We start from the raw sequence: 23,155 nt of genomic DNA, 5'->3' as shown, positions 1-23,155 counted from the left end.
CTCACGGACGGACGGGAACCAGGGCGGTGAGGACCCGCCGGGTCTTACTCTCGGGGTTCCCGGAGGGAATCCCCCGGACCCGCACGGCCGATTCGAGCTTCCGCTGCTTGCGCGCGACCCGTTCCGCGAAGGCGTCGGGTTCCTCGTCCTCCTTGGGCTTGACCCGGATCGAGACTTCGAGGAAGTCCAGACCGCCGACCGCCCACCGCTCCAGGTCGGCCTCCAGGTCGTCGAGCGGCACGTCCTCGGCCTTGGTGGAAGCGATCGGGCCCAGCGCGACAAGCCCGTCGATCCGCACGCCGGGTGCGCACCCGCGGAGGAACTCCCGCTGCCGGACGCCGAGCGGTGCGGCGGCGTCCGCCCCGGGCGCCACCGCGTCCAGCAGCGCCGCCTGCGGGTGCGTGCCCGTCGCGGACGCCGCGAGCGTCCGGCGGCTCCCCGCCAGGTCCTCCTCGATCCGGTACTCGAACGACTCCTCCTCGAACGGGCGGGTGAACGGCCCGACCAGCTGTTCCTCGGTGCACGGGCGCAGCTTGACGGTCAGCTCGTCCGGGGTGTCGCCGCTCCGGAGGCGCACGATCACCCCGCCGTCCAGCAGGGGCAGTCGTCCCTCGGCGACGCCGTCGCGGCCCTCGGCGAACCAGATGAGTCGCTTCCGCGTACCGCCCCGGGGTTCACCCAGGGCCGCCAGGGCCTCCTGGACGTCGCCGTCGACATTGACCTTGATCTCGACCGGAAGGATCATCACCCTGCTCCCGTCACGCACCGTCACACGTCGCCGGGAGAGGCCGGCGCCGGGCCGGGGTCGGGCTGTTCACGGGACACGCCCGGAGGCTCGGTGACGATTCCCCCGCGCTCACGCAGCCGCACGGTTCCAGGATATCCGCGCCGCCCTGGACCGCAGTTCGGCGGGCCCGGGGGCCCTGCGTCGCGGGCCGCCGCTGCTGCCGCCCCGGGCCCGGCGCTGGTGCAGGCGGGTGGCGCGCGGCCGTCCGGCGTGAGGGCGGAGGCGATCGGGGGCAGGCGTCCCTCATGGTGCAGATCGGATACACGATGATGACCGAGCAGCGAGCCCCCCGTGACCTGGTCGCGGACGTGGTGCGCGCCGAGCAGGCCGGGTTCGACTTCTCGGTGATCTCGGACCACTACTTCCCCTGGCTGGACGAGCAGGGCCACGCGCCCTACGCCTGGGCGGTGCTCGGAGCCGCCGCGCAGGCCACCTCCCGGATCCCGCTGATGACCTACGTGACCTGCCCGACGTTCCGCTACCACCCGGTGGTGGTGGCCCAGAAGGCCGCCACCCTGCAGCTGCTGTCCGAGGGCCGCTTCCGGCTCGGCCTGGGCAGCGGGGAGAACCTCAACGAGCACGTGGTCGGCCAGGGCTGGCCGAGCGCCGCGGTGCGCCACGCGATGCTCGCGGAGGCGGTGGAGATCATCCGGGCGCTCTTCGACGGCGGGTACGTGACCCGGCACGGCCAGTACTTCGACGTCGAGGGCGCGCGGCTGTGGGACCTTCCGGACCTGCCGCCGCCGATCGGGGTGGCGGTGTCCGGGCCCGCCTCCGGGAAGCTGGCCGGCCGGCTGGCCGACCTGGTGATCGCCGTCGAGCCCGACCCGGACCTGATCGCCGGGTTCGCGCGGCACGGCGGGGCCGGCAAGCCCGCGGTGGGCCAGTTGCCGGTCTGCTGGGACCGGGACCGGGACGCCGCCGTACGACGGGCGCACGAGCAGTTCCGTTGGTTCGGCGGCGGTTGGAAGGTCAACGCGGAACTGCCGGGCACCGCGGGTTTCTCGGCCGCGAGCCGGTTCGTCCGGCCCGAGGACGTCGCCGAGGCCGTTCCCTGCGGCGACCGGGTCGAGGACTTCGTGGAGGCGGTGCGCCCGTTCGTGACCGCCGGGTTCGGGGAGGTCGCCCTCGTCCAGGTCGGCGGCGAGAGCCAACCGGCTTTCCTGGACTGGGCCGAGGGCACGCTGCTGCCGGCGTTGCGCGCCGCGTTCTGAGCGCGGCGGCCCGGGGGCACCCGCCCGGCGGGCCGTGGTGCCGGGCGCCGCAGCGCCGGGGGCTGCCGGGGGCTGCCGGTCCCCCGGCTACGGAACGTCGAACTCGGCCCAGACCACCTTGCCGGGGCGGCCGGGGCGCGGCGCGTGCCCCCACCCGCCGGCGAGCAGCGCGACGGCGTACAGTCCGTGGCCGCCGAGCTGTCCGGGCGCGTGCGGCACGCGCGGCCGGGGCGGCGCGTCGGAACCGTCCAGCACCTCGATGCGGAGGGTGTGCGCGGTGGCGGACAGGACCAGCTGGTCCGGCCCCCCGGCGTACCGGCAGGCGTTGGTGACGAGCTCGGAGACGACGAGCAGCACGTCCTCGGCCCGCGCCTGCTGATCGGGGTCGGTGGTGGGCAACCAGCCCCAGTCCTCCAGGGCCGACCGGGCGTGGTCCCGGCAGCGCCCGACCACCCCCGGACCGCCGCCCGGGGTCAGCCTGCGGGTCTGCCCCGTGGCCGGAAGCCCGGACAGGACCGGCCGGCTCTTCGTCCGGTACTCACTGACGCTCATCTGTCCTCACTCCGACGCGACCCTTTCGACACCCTGCGGCTCCCTGTGACCGGAGGGGCCGGGTGACACGCCCGGCCCGCCGACCACCGGTTGTCCACCCGCGGGGGTCTTGTGCCCCGAGGTGCTCCGGAAACACCGCCCGGTGACCGGCCGGGCGCGTCGCGGGGCCCGTCGCGGGGCCCGTCGCCCGGCACGCCCGGCACGGCCGGCGGTGCAGCCGGGGGCGGGGCGAAAACGGTCGCCGCCACCGAAACACCTCCGAATCGTGGAGAAAAAGTGAAGATCGAGTGGGCATTTGGCGAAGTTAGGTCTGTTCGGGTCGAGGCCGGGCACGTGAGTCCCGTCGTCACCCGCGAATGATCATCAGCAGAGGAGAGAGAGCATGCCGACCGTCGTGTCCCGCCCTTCGACCACTGCCCGCACCCACCGCCCTTCGGCCCCCGGCGCGGTCGGACCAGTCTCGACCGGTGACGAGGTGACCTGCCCGGCCGACCTCGCCCGGGTCGCCGAGCAACTGGGAATCGCCGCCACCCTGCCCTCGGCCACGTGCCCGGCCGACGCGCGCGAGCTGTCCAGGGCGCTGTTCGCCCGGCTGCGCGCGGCCGAGGAGGGCACCGCCGAGTACTCGTACGTGCGCGGCACCCTGATCGAGCTCAACATGGCGCTGGTGAAGTTCGCGGCGAGCCGGTTCACCCACCGCAAGGAGCCGATCGAGGACATCGTCCAGGTCGGCACGATCGGCCTCATCAAGGCCATCGACCGTTTCGACCCGTCCTTCGAGGTCGAGTTCTCCACGTTCGCGCTGCCCACCATCAGCGGGGAGATCAAGCGGTTCTTCCGTGACACCGGATGGATGGTGCACGTGCCGCGCCGCCTCCAGGAACTTCGCCTGGTGCTGGCCAAGACCAGCGACGCCATGGAGCAGGTGCTGGACCGCGTCCCCACCCCCGGCGAGCTGGCCGCGCACCTGGACCTCACCGAGGACGAGGTGCGCGAGGGCCTGATCGCCTCCCAGGCGCAGAGCGCCGGCTCCCTCGACGCCCCCGCGCCCGGCAACGGCGGGGCGGACGGCGGCGACGCGCTGGGCGACCGGATCGCGCAGGAGGAGAGCGCCTACGAGACCGTGCTCTGCCTGGAGACCCTCAAGCCGCTCATCGCCGCCCTGCCCGAGCGCGACCGCACCATCCTGTCGCTGCGGTTCGGGGCCGAGCTGACCCAGCTGGAGATAGGCCGGCGGCTGGGCATCTCGCAGATGCACGTGTCCCGGCTGCTCACCCGCATCCTGTCCGGTCTGCGCGCCGAGCTGCTGGCCGAGGCCTGACGGCGCCGGGGCGGCCCACCGCCCCCCGGGCGTGAAACCGCGATCCGCGGGCAGGCGCCGACCATGAGTGGCGAACAGATGGAGAGGGAACGGAAGTACGACGGCGGACGGCCGCTCCGGCGGTTCGAGGACCTGCCGGGCGTCGCCCGGGTCGTGCCCGGCGAACCGCACGACCTGGACGCCGTCTACTACGACACCCCGGACCTGCGGCTGCTGCGCCGGCGCATCACCCTGCGCCGGCGCACCGGCGGCCAGGACGCCGGCTGGCACCTCAAGCTGCCCCGTGACGGGGACACCCGCGAGGAGATCGCGGAACCGCTCGACGCCGGTGCACCCGGCCAGGTGCCGTCGGCACTGGCGCCGAGGCTGGCGGTGTTCGTGCGGGGCGGCGCGCTCGCACCCGTCGCGCACCTGCACACCCGCCGGCGCCGCGAGCTCCTGCTCGACACGGCGGGGACCACGCTCGCCGAGATCGCCGAGGACCGCGTCACCGGCCAGGTCTTCGACCGGCCGCGGACGCCGCGCGGGACCGGCTCCGCGCCCGGTGCCGGCCGGGCCGCCGGCACCCCCACCCAGCTGACCGCCTGGACCGAGACCGAGGTCGAGCTGGCGGAGGGCGGCACCGCACTCCTCGACGACGTCGAGGCCGCGTTCACGGCGGCGGGCGGGAGCCGCTCCCGCTACCCGTCCAAGCTCGCCCGGGCACTGGGCGAAACCCGGCAGCAGGCCCCGGACCGGGTGCCACCGCGCCCCGGAACGCCCGGCGCGGTGGTGGGCGCCGCCCTCCGCGAGCAGGTCGGGACACTGATCGCGCGGGACCCGCGGGTGCGCCTGGACGAGCCGGACGCGGTGCACCGCATGCGGGTCGCGGCCCGACGGCTCCGCAGCCTCCTCAAGGCCCACCGCCGGCTGTTCGACCGCGGGCGCGTCGAGGAACTGGCCGCCGAGCTGCGGTGGCTCGGACGGTCGCTGGGCCTGGCGCGGGATCAGGAGGTGCTCGGCGAGCAGCTGGTCGCCGCAGTGGACGAGCTGCCCCCGGAGGTGCCGCGCGGCGACCTGCGCGCCCGGCTCGCGGCGCGGTACGCCGACCGGTACCGGGAGGCCTGGGAGCACGCGGTGACCGATCTCACCACCCCGCGCTACTTCGCCCTCCTCGACGCGCTGGAGGCCTTCGCCGACGATCCGCCCCTCACCGGGAAGGGCCGCGGCGGCGACGCCGCCGGGCAGTTGTCCCGCACCCTGCGCCGGGAACAGCGCCGGACGGTGGAGCGGCTCGACGCCGCGCTCGCGACCGCCCCCGGGCCCGAGCGCGACGGCGCGTTGCACCATGCGCGCAAGGCGGCCAAACGGGCCCGCTACACGGCGGACAGCGTCCGCCCGGTCTCCGCCGGGCGCGCCGAGAAGTTCTCCCGGCGGATGAAGGCCCTGCAGCGGGCCCTCGGGGACCACCAGGACACCGTGATCGCCCGCGGGGCCCTCCTGGACGCGGGGACCGGACCCTCGGACGGTGACGCTCACGCGTTCGCCTACGGGGTGCTGTACGGACTCCGGCGGGACGCCGCCCGGGCGGCCGAGGAGCGCCTGCCCGACCTGTACCGCCGGGCCCGCGGGCGCAAGCTCACCGACCTCGGCTAGCCGGCGGCGGGCAGCTCGTCGATCACGGTTCTCCGGCGCGTGACCGCCCCCGGACGGCCCCGGTCGGACGTGTGCCCGGTCACTTTCCGTCGGTGCTACGGAAGTCGCCCTCGGCCGAACGGGTGCGGTACGGTCCGGAACGGTACGGACAGGTGCCTGACACGGCTTCGGCGCGGCCCTTCGGTCGGACGTGCGGCTGGATCGGGTGTTGACTTGCGACGGGCCGTGCGGCCTGTCGCCCTACAGAGGAAGGCGACGTCCTCGATGGCTGGCACGACGAAGCCCCAGGCTCAGCACGCGGCCGACGGCGGCACGGCGCAGGTCGGTGAACCGGATCTGCGGCGCCTCCTGGCCGGGCTGACGGCCGTGCGCGACGGAGACTTCGGCACCCGCCTTCCCGACGACGCCGACGGCCTGTTGGGCGAGATCGCCACCGTGTTCAACGGCATGGTCGACCAGCTCTCCCTCTTCACCTCCGAGGTGACCCGGGTCGCCCGCGAGGTCGGCACCGAGGGCAGGCTCGGCGGCCAGGCCGAGGTGCCCGCCGTGTCGGGGACGTGGAAGGACCTGACCGACTCGGTCAACGCGATGGCCGGCAACCTCACCAGCCAGGTCCGCGACATCGCCCAGATCGCCACCGCCGTCGCCAAGGGCGACCTCTCGCAGAAGATCACCGTCACCGCGCGCGGCGAGATCCTCGAACTCAAGAACACCGTCAACACGATGGTCGACCAGCTGTCCTCCTTCGCCGACGAGGTGACCCGGGTGGCGCGCGAGGTCGGCACCGAGGGCATCCTGGGCGGCCAGGCCGACGTCAAGGGCGTGTCGGGCACCTGGCGCGACCTGACCGACTCGGTCAACTTCATGGCGGGCAACCTCACCGCCCAGGTCCGCTCCATCGCCCAGGTGGCCACCGCCGTCGCGGAGGGCGACCTCTCGCAGAAGATCACCGTCACCGCGCGCGGCGAGATCCTCGAACTCAAGACCACCATCAACACGATGGTCGACCAGCTGAGCGCCTTCGCCGCCGAGGTCACCCGGGTCGCCCGCGAGGTCGGCACCGAGGGCAACCTCGGCGGCCAGGCCACCGTCCGGGGTGCCTCCGGCACCTGGAAGGACCTCACCGACAACGTCAACGTGATGGCCTCCAACCTGACCGGACAGGTCCGCTCCATCGCCCAGGTGGCCACCGCCGTCGCCAAGGGCGACCTCTCGCAGAAGATCAACGTGGAGGCCAAGGGCGAGGTCGCGGCGCTCGCCGGCGTCATCAACACGATGGTCGACACGCTCTCGGCCTTCGCGGACGAGGTGACCCGGGTGGCCCGCGAGGTCGGCACCGAGGGGACGCTCGGCGGGCAGGCACGGGTCCCGAACGTGGCCGGCACGTGGAAGGACCTCACCGACAACGTCAACTTCATGGCGCACAACCTCACCAGCCAGGTCCGCAACATCGCCCAGGTGACCACCGCCGTCGCCCAGGGCGACCTCACCCGCAAGATCGACGTCGACGCACGCGGCGAGATCCTGGAGCTCAAGACCACCATCAACACGATGGTCGACCAGCTGAGCGCGTTCGCCGCCGAGGTCACCCGGGTCGCCCGCGAGGTCGGCTCCGAGGGCCGGCTCGGCGGCCAGGCCGAGGTGGAGGGCGTCTCCGGCACCTGGAAGCGGCTCACCGAGAACGTCAACGAGCTGGCCGGCAACCTCACCCGGCAGGTCCGCGCCATCGCCGAGGTGACCGGCGCCGTCGCCGAGGGCGACCTCACCCGCTCGATCACCGTGGACGCCTCCGGCGAGGTCGCCGACCTCAAGGACAACATCAACTTCATGGTGGAGTCGCTCCGCGAGACCACCCGGGCCAACGACGAACAGGACTGGCTCAAGTCCAACCTGGCCCGGATCTCGGCCCTGATGCAGGGCCGCCGCGACCTCGCCGTCGTCGCCGAACTGATCATGGACGAGCTGACGCCCCTGGTGTCCGCCCAGTACGGCGCCTTCTACCTCGCGGAGGACAGCGGGGACACGACCGTCCTCAACCTGATCGGCTCCTACGCCTTCCCGGCCGGCTCGACCCCCACCCGCTTCAGGCTCGGCGAGTCCTTCGTCGGCCAGGCCGCGCGCAGCCGGCGCACGATCGCCGTCGACTCCCTGCCCGCGGGCTACGTGACCATCTCCTCCGGCCTGGGCCGGGCCGAGCCCGCCTCCCTGATCGTGCTGCCCATCGTGGTCGAGGGCCAGGTCCTGGGCGTCATCGAGCTCGCCGCCGTACGCGACTTCACCTCGGTGCACCGCGCCTTCCTCGACCAGCTGATGGAGACCATCGGCGCCAACGTCAACACGATCGTCGCCAACTCCCGCACCGACGAACTGCTCGGGGAGTCCCAGCGGCTGACCGCCGAACTCCAGGTCCGGTCGGAGGAGCTCCAGGCCCGTCAGGAGGAACTGCAGTCCTCCAACGCGGAACTGGAGGAGAAGGCCGCGCTCCTCGCCGCACAGAACCGGGACATCGAGACCAAGAACCTGGAGATCGAACAGGCCCGGCAGGAGCTGGAGGACCGCGCGCACCAGCTGTCGCTGGCCTCCAGCTACAAGTCGGAGTTCCTGGCCAACATGAGCCACGAGCTGCGCACCCCGCTCAACAGCCTGCTCATCCTCGCCCAGCTGCTCGCCCAGAACCCGACCAGGAACCTGACGGCCAAGCAGGTCGAGTACGCGGGCATCATCCACTCCGCCGGCTCCGACCTGCTCCAGCTGATCAACGACATCCTCGACCTCTCCAAGGTCGAGGCGGGGAAGATGGACATCACCCCCGAGCGGATCCCGCTGCGCAAGCTGCTCGACTACGTCGAGGCGACCTTCCGACCGCTGACGAGCCAGAAGAGCCTGCGGTTCACGGTCGAGACCGCGCCGACGATGCCGGCGGAGCTGCTCACCGACGACTACCGGCTCCGGCAGGTGCTGCGCAACCTGCTCTCCAACGCGGTCAAGTTCACCGAGAAGGGCGGCGTGGAACTGCGGATCGAGGTCGCGGACCACGCGCACGTGCCGGAGGTCGCCCGCCGCGACGACGGCCCGGTGATCGCCTTCCACGTCGTGGACACCGGGATCGGCATCGAACCCCAGCACCTGGAGAGCGTCTTCGGGGCCTTCCAGCAGGCGGACGGCACCACCAGCCGCAAGTACGGCGGCACCGGGCTGGGTCTGTCGATCAGCCGCGAGATCGCCTTCCTCCTCGGAGGTGCGATCACCGCGGACAGCGTGCCCGGCCGGGGCAGCACCTTCACGCTCTACCTGCCCGCCTCCCGGACCGACTTCGTCGAACTGAACGCCCAGAACTCGCGGACGGCGCTGGAGAGCGGTACCGGCGAGGCCGCCGGCGCAGCGGACCGGGTCGAGACCCCGGCACCCGCCGCGCCGCCGGAGACGGTTCAGCCCAAGCGGCTGCTCGTCATCGAGGAGCGTCCGCGCGGCCTGCTGTCACTGGTCGCGGAGAGCGCCGTCGCCGACCTCACCGGCCCCTCCGGCCTCGGGGACCCGCGCACGACCGTGGAGGTCACCACCACGGTGAGCGCCCACGAGGCGGCGGCGACGCTGGCCTCGACCCCGTGCCACTGCGTGGTCCTGGAACTCGACCTGCCCGGTGGCGCGGCCCTGGACTTCCTGGAGGAGATGGCGCGGGACGCCGCCCTGCACGGCGTGCCGGTCCTCGCGCACAACAACCGGCGGCTGGGCGCCGAGCAGGAGCGTCTCCTGCAACAGCGGGCCACCCTGCAGCCGCTCGAACTCCTCTCCAGCCTGGACGAGTTGCGCGAGCGCATCGCCCTGCACCTGAGCGCGGACCAGCCCGGTGACGTGCTGCCGCTGGTACGGAGCGGGGATCCCGCCGTCGCGCTCGCCCAGGACGTCGACGGCTCCCTCGCGGGGCGGACGGTGCTGGTCGTCGACGACGACGACCGCAACCTCTACGCGCTGACCGGGATCCTGGAGCTGCACGGCATGCGGGTGCTGCAGGCCGAGAACGGACGCGCGGCGATCGAGGCCCTCACCGCGCACCGCGGCATCGACCTGATCCTGATGGACGTGATGATGCCGGAGATGGACGGCTACGCCGCCACCGCCGCGATCCGGGCGATGCCCGAGCACGCGGATCTGCCGATCATCGCCGTCACCGCCAAGGCCATGGTCGGAGACCGGGAGAAGAGCCTCGCCTCCGGCGCCACCGACTACGTGACCAAGCCGGTCGACGCGCTCGACCTGATCGCCCGCGTCGAGCGGTGGCTGCGGCTGTAGCCGCCCGCCGTGCCGGTGGAACGCACCGCGACGCCGAACGACCACGCCAGCGGAGGAGAGACGATGCACGACCCCCGACAGCCCCGGGACGCCGAACGGCAGCAGCTCCCGCAGGCCGCGCGCGGTCCGGCCACGGTGTCCGGGGCGGCAGCGGTGCCCGGACAGGCAGCAGGGTCGGGGCAGACAGCAGGGTCGGGGCAGGTCGCGGGGGCGGTCGCCGTGCCGGCCTCCGTCGTGTCGCCGCGTGAACCGGCGGACGGGGCCGCCGGCAGGACGTCCCTGCCGGCGCCCGGCAGCGCGGTGGGCCGGCTGACGTCGACCGTCGACCGGCTGCGCCGCGAGCTCACCCGGGCCCACGCCCAGGCGGACGGCCGGGCGCTGGTCGAACTCGCCAAGGGGATCCTGGTGGAGCGCCTGGGCGTCTCCCCCGCCGAGGCCGGCCGCCAGCTCGACACGCTGGCCGACCGTTCCACGCTGTCCGTCCTGGACCTGGCGGCCGACCTCGTCAACCAGGCCTCGCACGACCGGATCGCCGACGTCGCCCGCGAGTTCATGGCCTCCGCGGGCGAGCCGTCCCTCGGCGTCCGGCTGCGCAGCGCCGAGACGGGGATGCTGGGCGCCTCCGACGTCCAGGCCGTGGCGCAGTCGGTGCTGGAGCACGCGCTCCGGCCGCTCGGCGCGCAGGCGGTGGCGATCTGGGCGGCCAACTCCGACCAGTCCCTGACGCTGGCGGGCAGCGCCGGATTCGCCGACGAGGAGGCGGCGCGCTGGCGCCACGTCCCTCCGGGTGTCCCCGTTCCCGCGCGCCGCGCACTGACCGAACGGGCCTCTGCGGCCTACGAGTCGCTCGCCGCGGCGGGGCTCCCCTCCATCGGACAGCGGGAGTTCGGCGGCGGCCGGCTGGCCGTGCCCGCCGGGGCGGGCGGCCGGATCACCGGCGTCCTGGAGGTCTGCTGGAGCGGCGACCTGCCGGCGCCGTCGCAGTCGCTGCAACGGCAGTTCGAGGCCCTGGCCGAACTCTGTGCCACCGCCCTGGAGTCCCACCCGGCCACCGGGAACGGCGCCGGCGTCGACCCGCAGACGGCCGACCTGCTGGAACTCGTCCAGGGCCTGCACGACCCCTGCCTGGTCGTGCACCCGGACCTCGACGCGGCGGGCCGGACGACCGACTACCTCATCAAGCACCTCAATCCGAGCTTCGAGGACTTCGCCGGCCGCCCGCGCAGCGCCATCCTCGGCGCCCGGCTGCTGGAGGCCTACCCGCTGGCCGCCGAACCGGGCGGCCTCTTCGAGAAGATCGAGTACGTCCTGGCGACCGGCGAGTCGTTCCGCTCGCCGGGGATGAACCTCTCCGCCCTGGTCGACGGCGTCCCGCTGACCACCCGGGCCAGCGTGAGCATCACCCGCTGCGGGGCCGGCGCGGTCGTCATCTGGCGGACCGAGGACGGCGCCGCCCGCGTCGCCAGCCTGCTGCAGCACGCCCAACGCCTTGGCCGCATCGGCGGGTTCGAGGAGAACCTACACACCGGCGAGATCGCCTGGAACGAGACCCTGTTCGACCTCCACGGCCTGCCGCCGCACGCCGATCCCATCCCGCTGGACCACCTGGCGGCCCACGCGCACCCCGACGACGAGCACACCATCGGCCGGTTCCTGCGCACCCTGCTGCACCACCGGCGCCCCGCCTCCACCGCCTTCCGCCTCCAGCGGGCCGACGGCATCGCCCGGCACATCCGGGTCGTCGCCGAGCCCGTCCTCGACGCCGACTCCCGCATCACCACCGTGCGCGGCGCCTACCAGGACGTCTCCGCCCAGCACTGGACCGAGGTCGCGCTCGCCGCCACCCGCGACCAGCTCGCCCACACCGAGCAGCAGGCCGCCGAACGCAACCGGCTCGCCCTGCAGTTGCAGCACGCCATCATGCCGCCGAGCCGCGGCCCCCTGGAGCTGCACGACCTGCGGGTGGGCGTGCGCTACCGGCCCGCCGAGAAGGACCACCTGGTCGGCGGCGACTGGTACGACGCCCTGGACCTGCCGACCGGCCAGGTCCTCCTGTGCGTGGGCGACGTCGCCGGGCACGGCATCGAGGCCGCCACCGGCATGGTCGCCCTGCGCAACGCCCTGCGCGGCCTGGCCGCCACCGGCGCCGGCCCGGGCCAGCTGCTGGGCTGGCTCAACACGGTGACCCACCACCTGACCGACAACGTCACCGCGACGACCGTCTGCGCCCTGTACGAACCCCGGACCAGGACCCTCCGCTGGGCCCGGGCGGGCCATCTGCCCCCCATCCTGCTGCGCGACGGCCGGGCCACCGAGCTCCCCACCGTCTCGGGGATCCTGCTGGGCGCCATCGACCAGGCCGACTACGAGGAGGGCGAGATCCGGCTCCGGGCCGGGGACACCCTGATGATGTACACCGACGGCCTGATCGAACGCCGGGACCGTTCCCTGGAGGAGTCGCTCGACGACCTGCTGTCCATCGCCGGGAAGTCGGGCGGGCAGCCGGAGCTCGAACGCCGGCTCGACCACCTCCTGCGGTACAGCAGTTCCGACACCGACGACGACACCTGTCTGATCGGGGTCACGGTCTGCTGAGCCGGTCCCGTCCGGTGCGGACCGACCGGTGCCGCCCCGAGCGGTGGGCATTGAGCGGTGCCGTCTCGAACGGTGCCGACCTGTTCGTCACGGCCGGCAGGTGTGAGGTCCGCGGTCCGGGGCAGCCGAGGGTCGAGAACGCGTCGGCCGGGAACAGCTCGGCGGGCACCGGGAGAAAGGAACCGACATGAGCAGCATCGACATCTGGGAGTTCCGCTCGACCTCCGGCCACGTCGCCGGCACCGACCTGGTGGGCTTCCACGTGGAGGCCACGGACGGAGCGATCGGCAAGGTCGACCGGCACTCCCCGGAGGCCGGCTCCGAATATCTCGTCGTCGACACCGGTCCGTGGATCTTCGGCAAGCACGTCCTGCTGCCGGTCGGCACCATCGTCCGGGTCGACCAGGAGGACGAGAAGATCTACGTGGACCGGACGAAGGCCGAGATCAAGGACGGCCCGGAGTTCGACCGGGAGAAGCACGAGGACGCCGACCTCGGGTACCGCGAGGCGTACGGCAGCTACTACGGCCCGTTCTACAGTCGCCCCATCATCTGACCTCCGGTACGCGGACGGGCGGTGGCCACCGATCAGGGTGGCCACCGCCCGTCCGCGTACCGCCGCTCCGCCGTACCGCCGGTCCGGCGGGTCAGGCCGGCGCCGCCGGCACGGCCACCGGCGACGAGCCGCCGGGCACCAGCAGGTGCGGCGCCCCGCCGCCGTCCGCCGGGACGGCCCAGACGTCGGTGCCCTTCCCGTCCCGGCCCGGCAGCGCGTAGCCGAGCGTCTCCCCGTCGAGCCAGGCCGCCTGGTCGTCCACGCTGCGCGACTCGGCCAGCGGGTGCTCGCGCATCCCGTCGAGTTCCAGGACGTGGAGCCGCCAGGGCGCGGCAGGATCGGCCGAGACCTTCTTCTTGAAGGCGATCCGGGTGCCGTCCGGCGACAGCGACGGGCACTCGACGTTCTCCCGCAGCGTCCGGGCCGTCCACGCCCGGAGGTCGCCCTCGACCAGGTGGGTCCGGCCGCCGGTCGAGACGGTGGCGTAGAAGCGGTTGTCGTCGGCGGCGAAGGTGACGCCCCAGTAGTTGACGTCGGCGGCGTGGTGACGGGTGCCGCCGACGGTCAGCGGGACGGACTCGATCGACTTGACCAGGTAGCCGGTGCGCAGGTCCAGGATCGACGTCCGGGTGGAGAAGGTGCCCGCCGCGTACGAGTCCCCCACGGCGAAGGTGGTCCAGGAGAGCAGCTGTCCGGAGGCCGACACCCGGGCCCGGTTCGGGATGCCGGGCACCGTCACCGTCTGGAGCTCGGTGAACCGCCGGTCGTACACCACCGCCTGGGTCCGCGCCGGGACACCGGGCAGCGCCCGCAGGCACAGTGCCCGGTCCCCCGCGGCGTAGAACCGGGCGCAGGACGGCCCGTCCGGCGCCCCCTGGCTGCGGGCGACCCGGCCTGTGGCGGTGTCCCGGTAGTAGAGTCCGGGTTCGTTCAGGCTGAACGAGCTCTCGGCCGCGACGAGTTGGGGCCCGCCGCCACGCTGCCTGGCGTGCAGGACGTACCCGAGCGAGCCGCCCAGCAGCACCAGGACGGCGAGGACCAGCACCGTCGAACGCGCTTTCACGCGACCTCCCTTCCCGGCAGGATCCGCCAGGCGGCGGCGAGTGCCGCGGCCAGCGCGAGTGCGCTCACCGCCAGGGCCGGACGCGGACCCCACCACGTCCAGGCCGCGCCGAACCCGGCCGCGCCGACCAGCCGGGCCAGCGCCTGGCCGGTCTGCAGGACGGCGAGCCCGCCGGCCCGTCCCTCCGGCGGCAGCACCGGCCCGGCGAGCGCCATCAGGACGCCGTCCGTGGCCGCGTAGAAGACGCCCAGGAGCACCAGGGTGAGCACCGCGGCCGGCCACCCCGGCGCCAGCATCAGGGTGAGGTAGGCCGCGAGCAGGGCGCCGTGCCCGCAGAGGAACGGGACGCGCCGCCCGGCCCGGTCGGCGATCCGGCCCGCCGGTACGGCCAGCAGCAGGTAGCACGCCGCCGCGCCGAGCGGGAGCAGCGGGAAGAGCACGGGCGGCAGATCCAGGCCCCGCTGGAGCAGCAGGTAGACGAAGGAGTCGCCGATGGTCGCGGCCCCCAGCAGCGCGGCGGCCGTGACCACCCGCCGGAACACCGGATCGCGCAGAGCCCCGCCCCTCCTCCGGGCGGGCTTCGTCCGGGCGGGCTTCGTCCGGGCAGGCTTCGGGACGACCGCAGGCACCGCAGGCACCGCCGCCCCGGCCGGGACGAACAGCACCAGCACCAGCACGCCGAGCAGTCCGACGGCGAAGCTGACCACGAACACCGCGTCGTACGCGTCCGCCGTCGCCCACAGCACCACGAACGCGACGAGCGGTCCGAGCATCGCCCCGGTGGTGTCCATCGCCCGGTGCACGCCGAACGCCCGGCCGAGGTCCTCCGGCGGTGCGCTGAGCGAGATCAGCGCGTCCCGGGGGGCCGTCCGGACGCCCTTGCCGAGCCGGTCGGCGGTCAGCGCGGCGGCGATCCCGCCCGCCGCACCACCGGCCAGCAGCAGCCCGAGCCGGGAGAGTGCGGAGAGCAGGTAGCCGACCCCGGCGACGGTCCGGTGCCGGCCGCCGCCCCGGTCCGCGAGCCTGCCGCCGAGCAACCGGACCAGCGCCGTGGCCCCGTTGAACAACCCGTCGAGGAAACCGAACTGGAGTGGTGAGAGGCCGAGCCCCAGCACCAGGTAGAGCGGCAGCACGGCGGTGACCATCTCCGAGGAGACGTCCGTGACCAGGCTGACCGCTCCGAGCGCGATGACCGTGCCGGGGACGCGCCGCCCCACCCCCGCGGGGCGGGGCGGCGCGTCCGGACGGCGGCCGGTGGTGGCCAGGTACATCATCAGTGGCAGCTGTACTTCGGGCTGCTGTCCTTGACCTGGCCGTCGGTTCCGACGTAGCTCCAGCCGTACCCGGAGTCGGTGAAGTCCAGCTTCAGCACGCCGTAGTCACCGCTGATCCGCTTCTGGCTGTTCGGCTGGACCTGCTCGATCGGGTACGGTTCGGCACCGCCCATCCCGCCGACGATCTCGACGATCCCGTCCGCGGTGGCCTTCCCGTCCGGGTCCTGCGGGGCGAACCGCTCGTAGTGGTGGTCGTGCCCGTTCAGCACCAGGTCGGCCCTGGCACCGTAGAGGATCTTCCACACCGGCCGGGAGACCGGGTCGTTGCCGTGCCCGCCCGAGGAGTACAGCGGGTGGTGGAAGTAGGCGGCGACGCACTTCTTCGCGTTGGCCGCCAGGTCCGCCTTCAGCCAGTCGATCTGGGCGCTCTGGTCGAAGGCGTTGGAGTCCAGCGCGACGAAGTGCCAGTTGCCCTCGTCGAAGCTGTACCAGCTCTTCCCCTGCGGGTAGGCGATGCTGCCGAAGTAGGACTTGTACCCGGCGAGCGAACCGGCCGGGTCGTAGGTCTCGTGGTTGCCCGGCACCGGGCGGGTCTTCGCCTTGAAGGCCCCCCAGGTCTTGTCGTAGTAGTTCCGGAAGTCCGACAGCCGGGCGTCGTCGTACTGGTTGTCACCCATCGTCAGGTAGAACTTCGGGTTGATCTGCTGGGCGAGCGCGGCCGTCTTCGGGTGCGCGCAGCCGCTGTCCGAGGCGGTGCACTGCGCGGCGATGTCACCCGCAGCGACCACGGTGAACGCCCCGCCCGGCGGCGGCCCGCCGTCCAGCACCCCGTAGACCTCCATCTCGAACAGCGAGTACCCGTAGGACGTCCCGCGCGCCGTTCCGTAGATCCGGACGTAGCGGCCCTTGGCCGCCAGCCCCGTCCACTCGTCCGTCCCGCCGTTGCCGGCCTTCTCCTCGGCCACCGTCGTCCAGGTCACCCCGTCCGACGACACCTCCAGCCGGTACGCCTTCGCGTACGCGGCCTCCCAACTCAGCTTCACGCGGCCGACGCCGGCGTTCCCGCCGAGGTCCACCTGCAGCCACTGCGGGTCCTTCCCCTCCACGCTCGCCCACCGCGTGGTGGCACTCCCGTCGAACGCCTTCCCCGCCGCGTACGACGACCCCTCCGTGGACGAGGCCGTCGCGGGCTTCCCCTGCGAGATCAGCGGATCGGCCGCCGCTCCCGCCCGCCCGGACCAGCCGAGCAACAGGCCGCCGAGCAACGTGAGCACGGCGGCGAACACTCCGACACGAACAGGCCTTGCCGAGACACCCAGACGCATCCCTGGACTCCCTGACCTTGAGAAACGGTGAGAGCTGGACACCGGCGCGCACCACACACGACGCCACCGGCCAAGCGGCAACCGCACCACCGCGGCGGCCGGGACAGAGCTCTCACTGAGCGCGTCACGCCCCGTCCGGCAGGGGCGCCGCGCCAAGCCGCCAGCCGACAGCGTAGTAGAAAGTAAAGTTTCCTACCAATAGTCGAGCAGCACCGAACTTCCGTACGATTCAGCAGCGTTGGCACCCCGCCGGCTCGCCCGGCCCCTCCTGCCCCTCCGGTCCCACGGGTCCGTCGGCGACCGCCACCCCCACCCGTCCGGCCACCCCGCCGGTCGGCGGGTGACGGCGGGCCGGTCGGCGGGCTATTCCGGCCGGACCTCGCCCGCCTGGAGCCCCTTCTCACCCTCGACCGCCACGAACGTCACCTGCTGGCCCTCGAACAGGGACTTGAAGCCCTCCGCCTGGATCGCCCGGAAGTGAACGAACAGGTCCGGTCCGGACTCCGGAGTGATGAAGCCGTAGCCCTTCTCGTCGTTGAACCACTTCACCGTGCCGTTCTGCCGCTCTGCCACAGCCACTCCACTCCACTCAGAAGATCCACCGAACCCGACACGGCGATCATGGCAGAGCCCGGGTTCACCGCGAGGCTGCGACGCAAGGGCCGGCAACCCCTTCGGCGGGCGGCTGCCCGGGCCGGTGGCGCGGCGGCGGCCTGCCAGCCCGGGGGCCGGCCGGCGTCCGGACGCCGCCGTCAGTCGCGCAGGTGCCACCGGACCGGCAGCTGCTTGAGACCGTTCTGGAAGTTCGACACCAGACGGGCCGGCGCCGCACCGGGGACCAGCGCCAGGCCGGGCAGTTCGGTGAGGACCTGACGGAGCAGCGCCGTCATCTGCAGGCGCGCCAGCTGCGCGCCGACGCAGAAGTGCGGGCCGTGACCGAAGCTGACGTGGTCGTTCGGGGTGCGGGTGACGTCGAAGCGGTCCGGGTCCGGGAAGACCGCCTCGTCGCGGTTGGCGGACGCGTGGTAGACCACCACCTTGTCGCCGCGGCGGATCCGCCGGCCGCCCATCCCGACGTCCCGGGTGGCGGTGCGCCGGAAGTCCACCACGGGCGGCCAGTAGCGCAGCATCTCCTCGACCGCCGAGGCGGTCAACTCCGGCCGGCTCACGAGCAGTCGGTACTGCTCGGGGTGGCTGAGCAGCGCGTGCACACCGCCCGGCAGCCCGTTGCGCACCGTCTCGTTGCCGGCCACCGCGAACAGGAAGAACATGGTCTCGAACTCCGCGACGCCGAGCCCGCCCTCCCGCATCCGGGCCAACAGGCTTCCCGGAAGCGGCCGTTCGGCGAGGGCGTGGGCGTAGGCGAACATGTCGGCGAGGGCGGCACGCGAACGCGGGTCGACCGGGCGCCCGTCCGGGGCGGTCCGGCCGACGGGGCGGTGGGCGAGCGCCGCCCGGCCGAGGTCGGTGAGCGTCTCCGGGTCGACCGTACGGGAGTCGGCGTAGTCGGCGTCCTGGTAGCCGATCACCCGGTTCGCCCAGTCCTGCAACAGCTGCCGGTCCTGCTCCGGGACACCCATGACCCGGGCCAGCGTCCGCACCGGCAGGTCGGCCGCGAGCCGGACGAAGTCCGTCCCGCCCCGGGCCCGCACCTGCCGGACGGCGTCCGCGGCGTGCCGCTCGATGTCGGCGGCCAGCTCGCGGAGGGTACGCGGGGTGAACGCTCCCGCGACGATGCGGCGCAGCCGGGAGTGGTCGGGCGGGTCCTGGTTGAGCATCATCGTCCGGGCGAAGTCGAGGTCCGCCGCCGTACCCGGATCCCGGATCTGCGTCGCGCCCAGGTGCGAGGAGAACACGTCCGGGCTGCGGAGCACGTGCTTCACGTCCGCGTGCCGCAGCACCGCCCAGTACCCGGGGCCCGACGGCCACGCCCCCACCGCCGGCTCCTCGACCCACCACACGGACCCCTGCGCGCGCAGCTCCCGGAACAGCTCGTACGGCACGCCGTCGGCGTAGGTCCCGGGGAGGAAGATCCGGTTCACGTGTGCCTGGTCGGGGGTCACACCGACCGACCGTACGGCAGCCCCGGCCCGCCCGCCAGGACGCCGTGCGCGCCCGGCCCGGCGGGCCCCCGGCCCGCCGGGCGGAGGCGTCCGGGGCTCCCGCCGGCCCCCGGTGGCGGCGGGCCGCGCGCCCGGTAATTCGCTGGCACCCGGCACGGCGGGGCCGCCAGGGTGGGTGCCATGGCAGAACCCCCGTACCGGATCCGCGCCGCCCACACGGCGTCCACCGTCACCGTCTACCAGGCGTACCCGCCGGAGATCGGCCTCCCGGCGGCCCGCGACGGCCGCTTCCCCGCCCAGTGGAAACGGGACCGCATGACGTGGGTCAAGCCCTCCTTCCTCTGGATGATGTACCGCTCGGGGTGGGGGACGAAGGAGGGCCAGGAGACCGTCCTCGCCGTCGAGATCGGCCGCGAGGGGTTCGAGTGGGCGCTGGAGCACGCCTGCCCGACGCACTACGAACGCGGGCTGCACCCGGACCGCGCCACCTGGAAGAGCCTGCTGCGGCGTGCGCCCGCCCGGGTCCAGTGGGATCCCGAACGTGATCTGGACCTGCAACCGCTGCCGTACCGTTCGCTCCAGCTCGGCCTCGCCGGGATCGCCGCCCACCGGTACGCGGAGGAGTGGACGGTCGCCGTCACCGACGTGACGGCGCTCGCCCACCGGATCCGGCAGTGCGTACGCGACGGCGATCCGGAGGGCGCTCGCCGGCTCCTGCCGGTGGAACGCCCCTACCCCGTCCCCGCCGGGGCCCTGGCCCACCTGCACCGGTGACCCCGGCAACCGGGAGGGCCGCGCCCGACCCGCCGTCATGACGGCGGGTGGAACGGCGGCATACGATCGGCGAATGTCGCAACGCAACGCATCCTCGCCCCCGGCCACGGCACCGGTCACGGCACCGGCGGCCCGCTCGGCACGCCGGCCCAGGGGCTCCGTGCTGTCCGTCGGCTCGGTGGACTCGGTCCTCTCGATCGGCTCGGTCGGGTCCGTGCTGTCGATCGGCTCGGTCGGCAGCGTGCTGTCCGTCGGTTCGGCCGGCTCGGCACTGTCCGCGCTCTCGGCCGGGTCGTGGCTGAGCCTCGGCTCGCTGCTGTCGGCCGGCTCCCGCTGGTCGGTGCTGTCCTGGCGCTCCCGGCGCGGGCTGATGGCCTCCGGCGCGCTGGCGGTCTGCGCGGTCACCGCCGGGGCGGCCGTGGCCGTCGGCGGCCGGCCGCGGCGGCGTGCCCGCTAGCCGGGCGGCCGGGCGGGGAGTGAGGCCGTCGTGATCCGTCGGATCGTTCGCAATCCCGGGGCCTGGTACGTGGCCGCCCTGTCCGTCATGTGCCCCGTCCTGGTGCTGCTGCCGCCCGATCGGGTGCTGGCGCTGCGGGAATGGGCGTCGACCAATCTGGCGAACCTGCACCCCTGGCCGTCCGGCCATCCGGTCGAGTCGCTGGTGGTGTCGGCGTTCGTGCCGCAGGACAGCCCCTGGGTGTGGCCGGTGTTCGCGCTGTCCGTGTGCACGGTCGTCTCGGCGCTCGGCGCCCGCCGCGCGGTGGTGTCGCTGGCGCTCGCGCAGGTCGGTGCGACCCTGCTGACGGAGGCGCTGGTCTGGTGGCGCATCGACCACGGCGCGCTGCCCGCCTCCGAGGCCCACACGCTGGACACCGGCCCGTCCTACGTCGTGGTCGCGGCGATGACGGTGGCTGTCCTCCGGGCCCGTCCGGTGTGGTGGCGGGCGGTGTGGCTGGTGATGCTGCTCGTGGCCGCCCCCGCCCTGCTCGACGGGCTCGGCGAGGGAGCGGTGGCGGCCGTCGGCCACGTGCTCGCCTTCGCCGCCGGACTCGTGGTAGCGGCCGTGCACCGGTTCCGTCACTCGCCTCCGGCCCGCCCCGCACCGGAGGCCGTCCCCTCGCCCCCGGCCCCGGCCCGCACCTGACCGCCCCGCCCCGGTCCGACCGTTCCGGGGCCGTACCGCACGCTCCCGCGGTACGGGCCGGGGCGGTACGGTGCGGCCCGACGCGGTACGGCGCGGGGCGGTCGGACCGGCAGCGGGACCCGGCAGGCGGCTCCCGCTGCCGTTGCGGGCCGGCCGCGCGGGGCTCAGCATCCTGAGCATGACGACCGAGGAAGACCGGATCAGGGCGCTGGTGCAGGACTGGGCCTCGGCGGTCCACCGGGGCGATCTCCCGGGCGTCCTCGCGGACCACGCCCGGGACATCGTGATGTTCGACGTGCCGCCGCCGTACGAGGGTGTCCGGGGCATCGACGCGTACCGCGACACCTGGCCGCCGTTCTTCGAGTGGCAGGCCCAGGGAGCCGCGTTCGAGATCGAGGCGCTCGACGTCACGGCCGGCGCGGACGTCGCCTTCGCCCACGCCCTGCTGCGCTGCGGCACACCGGCGGACCTCGCCGAACGGCCCGCGCAGCGCCTGCGGCTCACCCTGGGCCTGCGCAAGGAGGACGGCCGCTGGGTCGTCGCGCACGAACACCACTCCTTCCCGGACGCCACCGGAGCGGAGTAGCGCCGCCCCCTGCGTCGGCCCGGCGCAGCCGGACCGGGGCCGGGGCCGAGGAGCGGTGAGCGGCGCACCGACCTCGCTCAGCCGGTGATCAGCGGTTCGTAGGAGGTGCCCTCCGACGTGAGGATCAGGACGAAGTCGCCGCCCGCCCCGGTGGCCACCTCGCGGAGACGGGCCAGGACCTCGGTCTCGCCCGGCAGGTCGAGGCCGAGCGCCGCAGCCGCGTCGTCCCGGCGCGCCGCCAGGTCCGGCAGGTCCGCCAGGTACTCGGCGGCCGACTCCGCGCTCTCCTCCGCGGTGAACGAGGGGCAGTCGCGCCACCAGGGAGCGACCAGGAGGAGCTTCAGCAGCTCCGGCAGGCCGTGCGCGACCAGCGCCGCACCGCCTTCGGAGTCCGCGTAGAGCACCGGACGTTCCTCCCCGCCGGTCCCGCAGAAGAAGTACGTGCCGCCTGCGCCGTCGCCCGCGAAACCCTCCAGGGCCGCGCCCGACGCGAGGTGGACGTCCTCGACGTGGTCCCCCCGGTCGAGCTCGAAGTCGCCCGGCCAGGCCAGGAAGCGGGCGGCCTCGTCGTGCTCACGGACGGCGTCGATCAGCGATGGCATGAACGGCACCCTAGCGGCCGGGCACGACAGCCACCCCCGGCCGGACGCCCCGGGTCTGCGGGGAAGGGCGGAGGGGCGGAGGGGCGGACCGTGTCCGAATGTGACAGGGAACCGTCATTGCCGCCACCGGCCGCACCGGGCGAGGATGAACGCATGCCCACTCCGCACCGTGTCGTCATCGCGGTCTTCCCCGACGTCGACCTCCTCGACGTCACCGGCCCGGCCGAGGTCTTCGCGCTGGCCAACCGGGAGACCGCGGGCCGCGCCGGCTACCGGGTCCGCCTCGCCGGGCCGACCGTCGGTGCGGTGCGCACGTCGGCGGGCGTGCGGCTGCTCACCGACGTGGCCTTCGAGGACGTCGGCGGGCAGGTGGACACCCTGCTGGTGCCGGGCGCGGTCGACATGACCGACGACGGCCCGCGCGCCCGGATCGACGACGCCGTCGTGTCCTGGGTCAGGGAGACCGCCCCGCACGCCCGGCGGGTGGCGTCGGTCTGCGTGGGCGCGCACCTGCTGGCGGCGGCCGGCCTGCTGGACGGGAGGACCGCCACCACCCACTGGTCGACCGCCGACCAGCTCGCCGCCGACCACCCGGGCGTCACGGTCGACCCGGACCCGATCTTCGTCCGCACCGACCGCGGCCGGCTGTGGACCGGGGCCGGGATCAGCGCCTGCCTGGACCTCTCGCTGGCCCTGGTGGCCGAGGACCTGGGCGAGGAGGCCGCCCTGGCGGTGGCCCGGCAGCTGGTGGTGTACCTGAAGCGGCAGGGCGGGCAGAGCCAGTTCTCCGTCCCGCTCAGCCGCCCTCCCGCCGGCCGGCGGGACATCGACGAGCTGTGCCTCTGGATCGCCGACCATCTCGACGAGGAACTGTCCGCGCCGGCGCTGGCCGCCCGGATGTGCCTCAGCGAGCGGCACTTCGCCCGCGTCTTCAAGCAGGAGACGGGCACCACTCCGGGCGCGTACGTCGAAGCGGCCCGCGTCGAGGCGGCCCGGCGCGCGCTGGAGGCCACCGACGATCCGCTCGACCTGGTCGCGTCCGCGTCCGGGCTCGGCTCCGCCGAGACGCTGCACCGGGCGTTCCGGAGGCAGCTCGCCACCACCCCGGCGGCCTACCGCCGCAGCTTCCGCACCCGGACGGTCTGACCACCGGCCCGTCCGACCACCACGCCGGCCACCACACCGGCCACCGCCCCGTCCGCCCCCGCGCCGGCCTGACGCGCGGCGGGCCGGCCCGCCATGTCCCCCTCCGGGGCGGCCCCGCACCGGGCCGGCCCCCCCCCCCCCGGCCCCCACAGCCGGGGCCCCCCCCCCCCCCCCCCCCGAAAACAACCACCCCCCGAAAGCCCCCCCAAATACACCCCCCCCCCCCCC

At 73.9% G+C, this 23,155-nt stretch carries 19 protein-coding genes; 11 read left to right on the top strand and 8 right to left on the bottom strand.

Annotation, left to right across the window (positions count from 1 at the left end; all coding sequences use genetic code 11):
- Nucleotide 1: 1 nt before the first annotated feature.
- Complete coding sequence (locus ABZY91_RS20410; RefSeq protein ID WP_355404162.1) at nucleotides 2–745, bottom strand: hypothetical protein; 744 nt, start codon at nucleotides 743–745, stop codon at nucleotides 2–4.
- Nucleotides 746–1,032: 287 nt separating this feature from the next.
- Here ABZY91_RS20410 and ABZY91_RS20405 point away from each other — a divergent pair, with 287 nt between their 5' ends.
- Nucleotides 1,033–2,001 (top strand): LLM class F420-dependent oxidoreductase, encoded by a 969-nt coding sequence (locus tag ABZY91_RS20405; protein ID WP_355404160.1) that lies wholly within the window; start codon nucleotides 1,033–1,035, stop codon nucleotides 1,999–2,001.
- 87 nt (nucleotides 2,002–2,088) lie between these two features.
- Here ABZY91_RS20405 and ABZY91_RS20400 read toward each other — a convergent pair whose 3' ends face one another.
- Nucleotides 2,089–2,553 (bottom strand): ATP-binding protein, encoded by a 465-nt coding sequence (locus tag ABZY91_RS20400; protein WP_355404158.1) that lies wholly within the window; start codon nucleotides 2,551–2,553, stop codon nucleotides 2,089–2,091.
- A 382-nt stretch (nucleotides 2,554–2,935) separates the two neighbouring features.
- On the opposite strand from ABZY91_RS20400, the gene ABZY91_RS20395 reads away from it, so the two are divergent.
- From ABZY91_RS20395 to ABZY91_RS20375, 5 genes are all read left to right on the top strand, one after another.
- Nucleotides 2,936–3,874, top strand: a complete 939-nt coding sequence (locus tag ABZY91_RS20395) for a SigB/SigF/SigG family RNA polymerase sigma factor (protein WP_329881754.1) — start codon at nucleotides 2,936–2,938, stop codon at nucleotides 3,872–3,874.
- A gap of 63 nt (nucleotides 3,875–3,937) precedes the next feature.
- Nucleotides 3,938–5,509 carry a CYTH and CHAD domain-containing protein gene (locus ABZY91_RS20390; protein ID WP_355404156.1) on the top strand — a complete coding sequence of 524 codons (1,572 nt, stop codon included), beginning with the start codon at nucleotides 3,938–3,940 and terminating at the stop codon, nucleotides 5,507–5,509.
- 264 nt (nucleotides 5,510–5,773) lie between these two features.
- Nucleotides 5,774–9,799, top strand: coding sequence for a HAMP domain-containing protein (locus tag ABZY91_RS20385; RefSeq protein WP_355404154.1), 4,026 nt, complete (start codon nucleotides 5,774–5,776; stop codon nucleotides 9,797–9,799).
- Between the two features lie 63 nt (nucleotides 9,800–9,862).
- The gene (locus tag ABZY91_RS20380) at nucleotides 9,863–12,394 is read left to right on the top strand and encodes a SpoIIE family protein phosphatase (protein ID WP_355404152.1); all 2,532 of its coding nucleotides are present in this window, start codon (nucleotides 9,863–9,865) and stop codon (nucleotides 12,392–12,394) included.
- A 187-nt stretch (nucleotides 12,395–12,581) separates the two neighbouring features.
- Nucleotides 12,582–12,950, top strand: a complete 369-nt coding sequence (locus ABZY91_RS20375; RefSeq protein WP_329951158.1) for a PRC-barrel domain-containing protein — start codon at nucleotides 12,582–12,584, stop codon at nucleotides 12,948–12,950.
- A 91-nt stretch (nucleotides 12,951–13,041) separates the two neighbouring features.
- On the opposite strand, the gene ABZY91_RS20370 is transcribed toward ABZY91_RS20375, so the two are convergent.
- The 5 genes from ABZY91_RS20370 to ABZY91_RS20350 all read right to left on the bottom strand — a co-directional run bounded on the left by ABZY91_RS20370 (nucleotide 13,042) and on the right by ABZY91_RS20350 (nucleotide 18,675).
- The gene (locus ABZY91_RS20370; protein WP_355404150.1) at nucleotides 13,042–14,013 is read right to left on the bottom strand and encodes a hypothetical protein; all 972 of its coding nucleotides are present in this window, start codon (nucleotides 14,011–14,013) and stop codon (nucleotides 13,042–13,044) included.
- Nucleotides 14,010–15,284, bottom strand: coding sequence for an MFS transporter (locus ABZY91_RS20365; protein ID WP_355404210.1), 1,275 nt, complete (start codon nucleotides 15,282–15,284; stop codon nucleotides 14,010–14,012). The genes ABZY91_RS20370 and ABZY91_RS20365 overlap by 4 nt, the downstream gene beginning before the upstream one ends.
- 2 nt (nucleotides 15,285–15,286) lie before the next feature.
- Nucleotides 15,287–16,561 (bottom strand): discoidin domain-containing protein, encoded by a 1,275-nt coding sequence (locus ABZY91_RS20360; protein WP_355404148.1) that lies wholly within the window; start codon nucleotides 16,559–16,561, stop codon nucleotides 15,287–15,289.
- Between the two features lie 414 nt (nucleotides 16,562–16,975).
- Nucleotides 16,976–17,185: a cold-shock protein gene (locus tag ABZY91_RS20355; protein ID WP_329951161.1), complete on the bottom strand. Its 210-nt coding sequence runs from the start codon at nucleotides 17,183–17,185 to the stop codon at nucleotides 16,976–16,978.
- Nucleotides 17,186–17,364: 179 nt separating this feature from the next.
- Complete coding sequence (locus ABZY91_RS20350; protein ID WP_355404146.1) at nucleotides 17,365–18,675, bottom strand: cytochrome P450; 1,311 nt, start codon at nucleotides 18,673–18,675, stop codon at nucleotides 17,365–17,367.
- A 180-nt stretch (nucleotides 18,676–18,855) separates the two neighbouring features.
- On the opposite strand from ABZY91_RS20350, the gene ABZY91_RS20345 reads away from it, so the two are divergent.
- The 4 genes from ABZY91_RS20345 (at nucleotide 18,856) to ABZY91_RS20330 (ending at nucleotide 21,179) form a co-directional block, all read left to right on the top strand.
- A complete protein-coding gene (locus ABZY91_RS20345; RefSeq protein ID WP_355404144.1) occupies nucleotides 18,856–19,449 on the top strand; it encodes a DUF4291 domain-containing protein in 594 nt (197 codons plus the stop codon).
- A gap of 73 nt (nucleotides 19,450–19,522) precedes the next feature.
- Nucleotides 19,523–19,906, top strand: a complete 384-nt coding sequence (locus ABZY91_RS20340; protein ID WP_355404142.1) for a hypothetical protein — start codon at nucleotides 19,523–19,525, stop codon at nucleotides 19,904–19,906.
- A 30-nt stretch (nucleotides 19,907–19,936) separates the two neighbouring features.
- Nucleotides 19,937–20,593: a rhomboid-like protein gene (locus ABZY91_RS20335; protein WP_355404140.1), complete on the top strand. Its 657-nt coding sequence runs from the start codon at nucleotides 19,937–19,939 to the stop codon at nucleotides 20,591–20,593.
- 178 nt (nucleotides 20,594–20,771) lie between these two features.
- Nucleotides 20,772–21,179 carry an SgcJ/EcaC family oxidoreductase gene (locus ABZY91_RS20330; protein WP_329881742.1) on the top strand — a complete coding sequence of 136 codons (408 nt, stop codon included), beginning with the start codon at nucleotides 20,772–20,774 and terminating at the stop codon, nucleotides 21,177–21,179.
- 77 nt (nucleotides 21,180–21,256) lie between these two features.
- Here ABZY91_RS20330 and ABZY91_RS20325 read toward each other — a convergent pair whose 3' ends face one another.
- Nucleotides 21,257–21,781, bottom strand: a complete 525-nt coding sequence (locus ABZY91_RS20325; RefSeq protein WP_355404138.1) for a hypothetical protein — start codon at nucleotides 21,779–21,781, stop codon at nucleotides 21,257–21,259.
- Between the two features lie 153 nt (nucleotides 21,782–21,934).
- Between ABZY91_RS20325 and ABZY91_RS20320 the strand changes: the two genes are divergently transcribed.
- Nucleotides 21,935–22,927, top strand: coding sequence for a DJ-1/PfpI family protein (locus tag ABZY91_RS20320; protein ID WP_355404136.1), 993 nt, complete (start codon nucleotides 21,935–21,937; stop codon nucleotides 22,925–22,927).
- The last annotated feature ends 228 nt before the right edge of the window (nucleotides 22,928–23,155 follow it).

It is taken from the genome of Kitasatospora sp. NPDC002965, from assembly GCF_040611255.1.
GTDB lineage: Bacteria > Actinomycetota > Actinomycetes > Streptomycetales > Streptomycetaceae > Kitasatospora.
The sequence above is the reverse complement of the archived record's forward strand: the minus strand, read 5'-3'. Positions and strand labels throughout refer to the sequence as shown.

Bases quoted from the DNA above. Each gene is read 5' to 3' on its own strand.
- ABZY91_RS20380 (WP_355404152.1), top strand. From the start codon at position 9,863: ATGCACGACCCCCGACAGCCCCGGGACGCCGAACGGCAGCAGCTCCCG.
- ABZY91_RS20400 (WP_355404158.1), bottom strand. From the start codon at position 2,553: ATGAGCGTCAGTGAGTACCGGACGAAGAGCCGGCCGGTCCTGTCCGGG.
- ABZY91_RS20365 (WP_355404210.1), bottom strand. From the start codon at position 15,284: ATGTACCTGGCCACCACCGGCCGCCGTCCGGACGCGCCGCCCCGCCCC.
- ABZY91_RS20330 (WP_329881742.1), top strand. From the start codon at position 20,772: ATGACGACCGAGGAAGACCGGATCAGGGCGCTGGTGCAGGACTGGGCC.
- ABZY91_RS20410 (WP_355404162.1), bottom strand. From the start codon at position 745: ATGATCCTTCCGGTCGAGATCAAGGTCAATGTCGACGGCGACGTCCAG.
- ABZY91_RS20405 (WP_355404160.1), top strand. From the start codon at position 1,033: ATGGTGCAGATCGGATACACGATGATGACCGAGCAGCGAGCCCCCCGT.
- ABZY91_RS20345 (WP_355404144.1), top strand. From the start codon at position 18,856: ATGGCAGAACCCCCGTACCGGATCCGCGCCGCCCACACGGCGTCCACC.
- ABZY91_RS20375 (WP_329951158.1), top strand. From the start codon at position 12,582: ATGAGCAGCATCGACATCTGGGAGTTCCGCTCGACCTCCGGCCACGTC.
- ABZY91_RS20385 (WP_355404154.1), top strand. From the start codon at position 5,774: ATGGCTGGCACGACGAAGCCCCAGGCTCAGCACGCGGCCGACGGCGGC.
- ABZY91_RS20390 (WP_355404156.1), top strand. From the start codon at position 3,938: ATGAGTGGCGAACAGATGGAGAGGGAACGGAAGTACGACGGCGGACGG.
- ABZY91_RS20395 (WP_329881754.1), top strand. From the start codon at position 2,936: ATGCCGACCGTCGTGTCCCGCCCTTCGACCACTGCCCGCACCCACCGC.
- ABZY91_RS20340 (WP_355404142.1), top strand. From the start codon at position 19,523: ATGTCGCAACGCAACGCATCCTCGCCCCCGGCCACGGCACCGGTCACG.
- ABZY91_RS20325 (WP_355404138.1), bottom strand. From the start codon at position 21,781: ATGCCATCGCTGATCGACGCCGTCCGTGAGCACGACGAGGCCGCCCGC.
- ABZY91_RS20320 (WP_355404136.1), top strand. From the start codon at position 21,935: ATGCCCACTCCGCACCGTGTCGTCATCGCGGTCTTCCCCGACGTCGAC.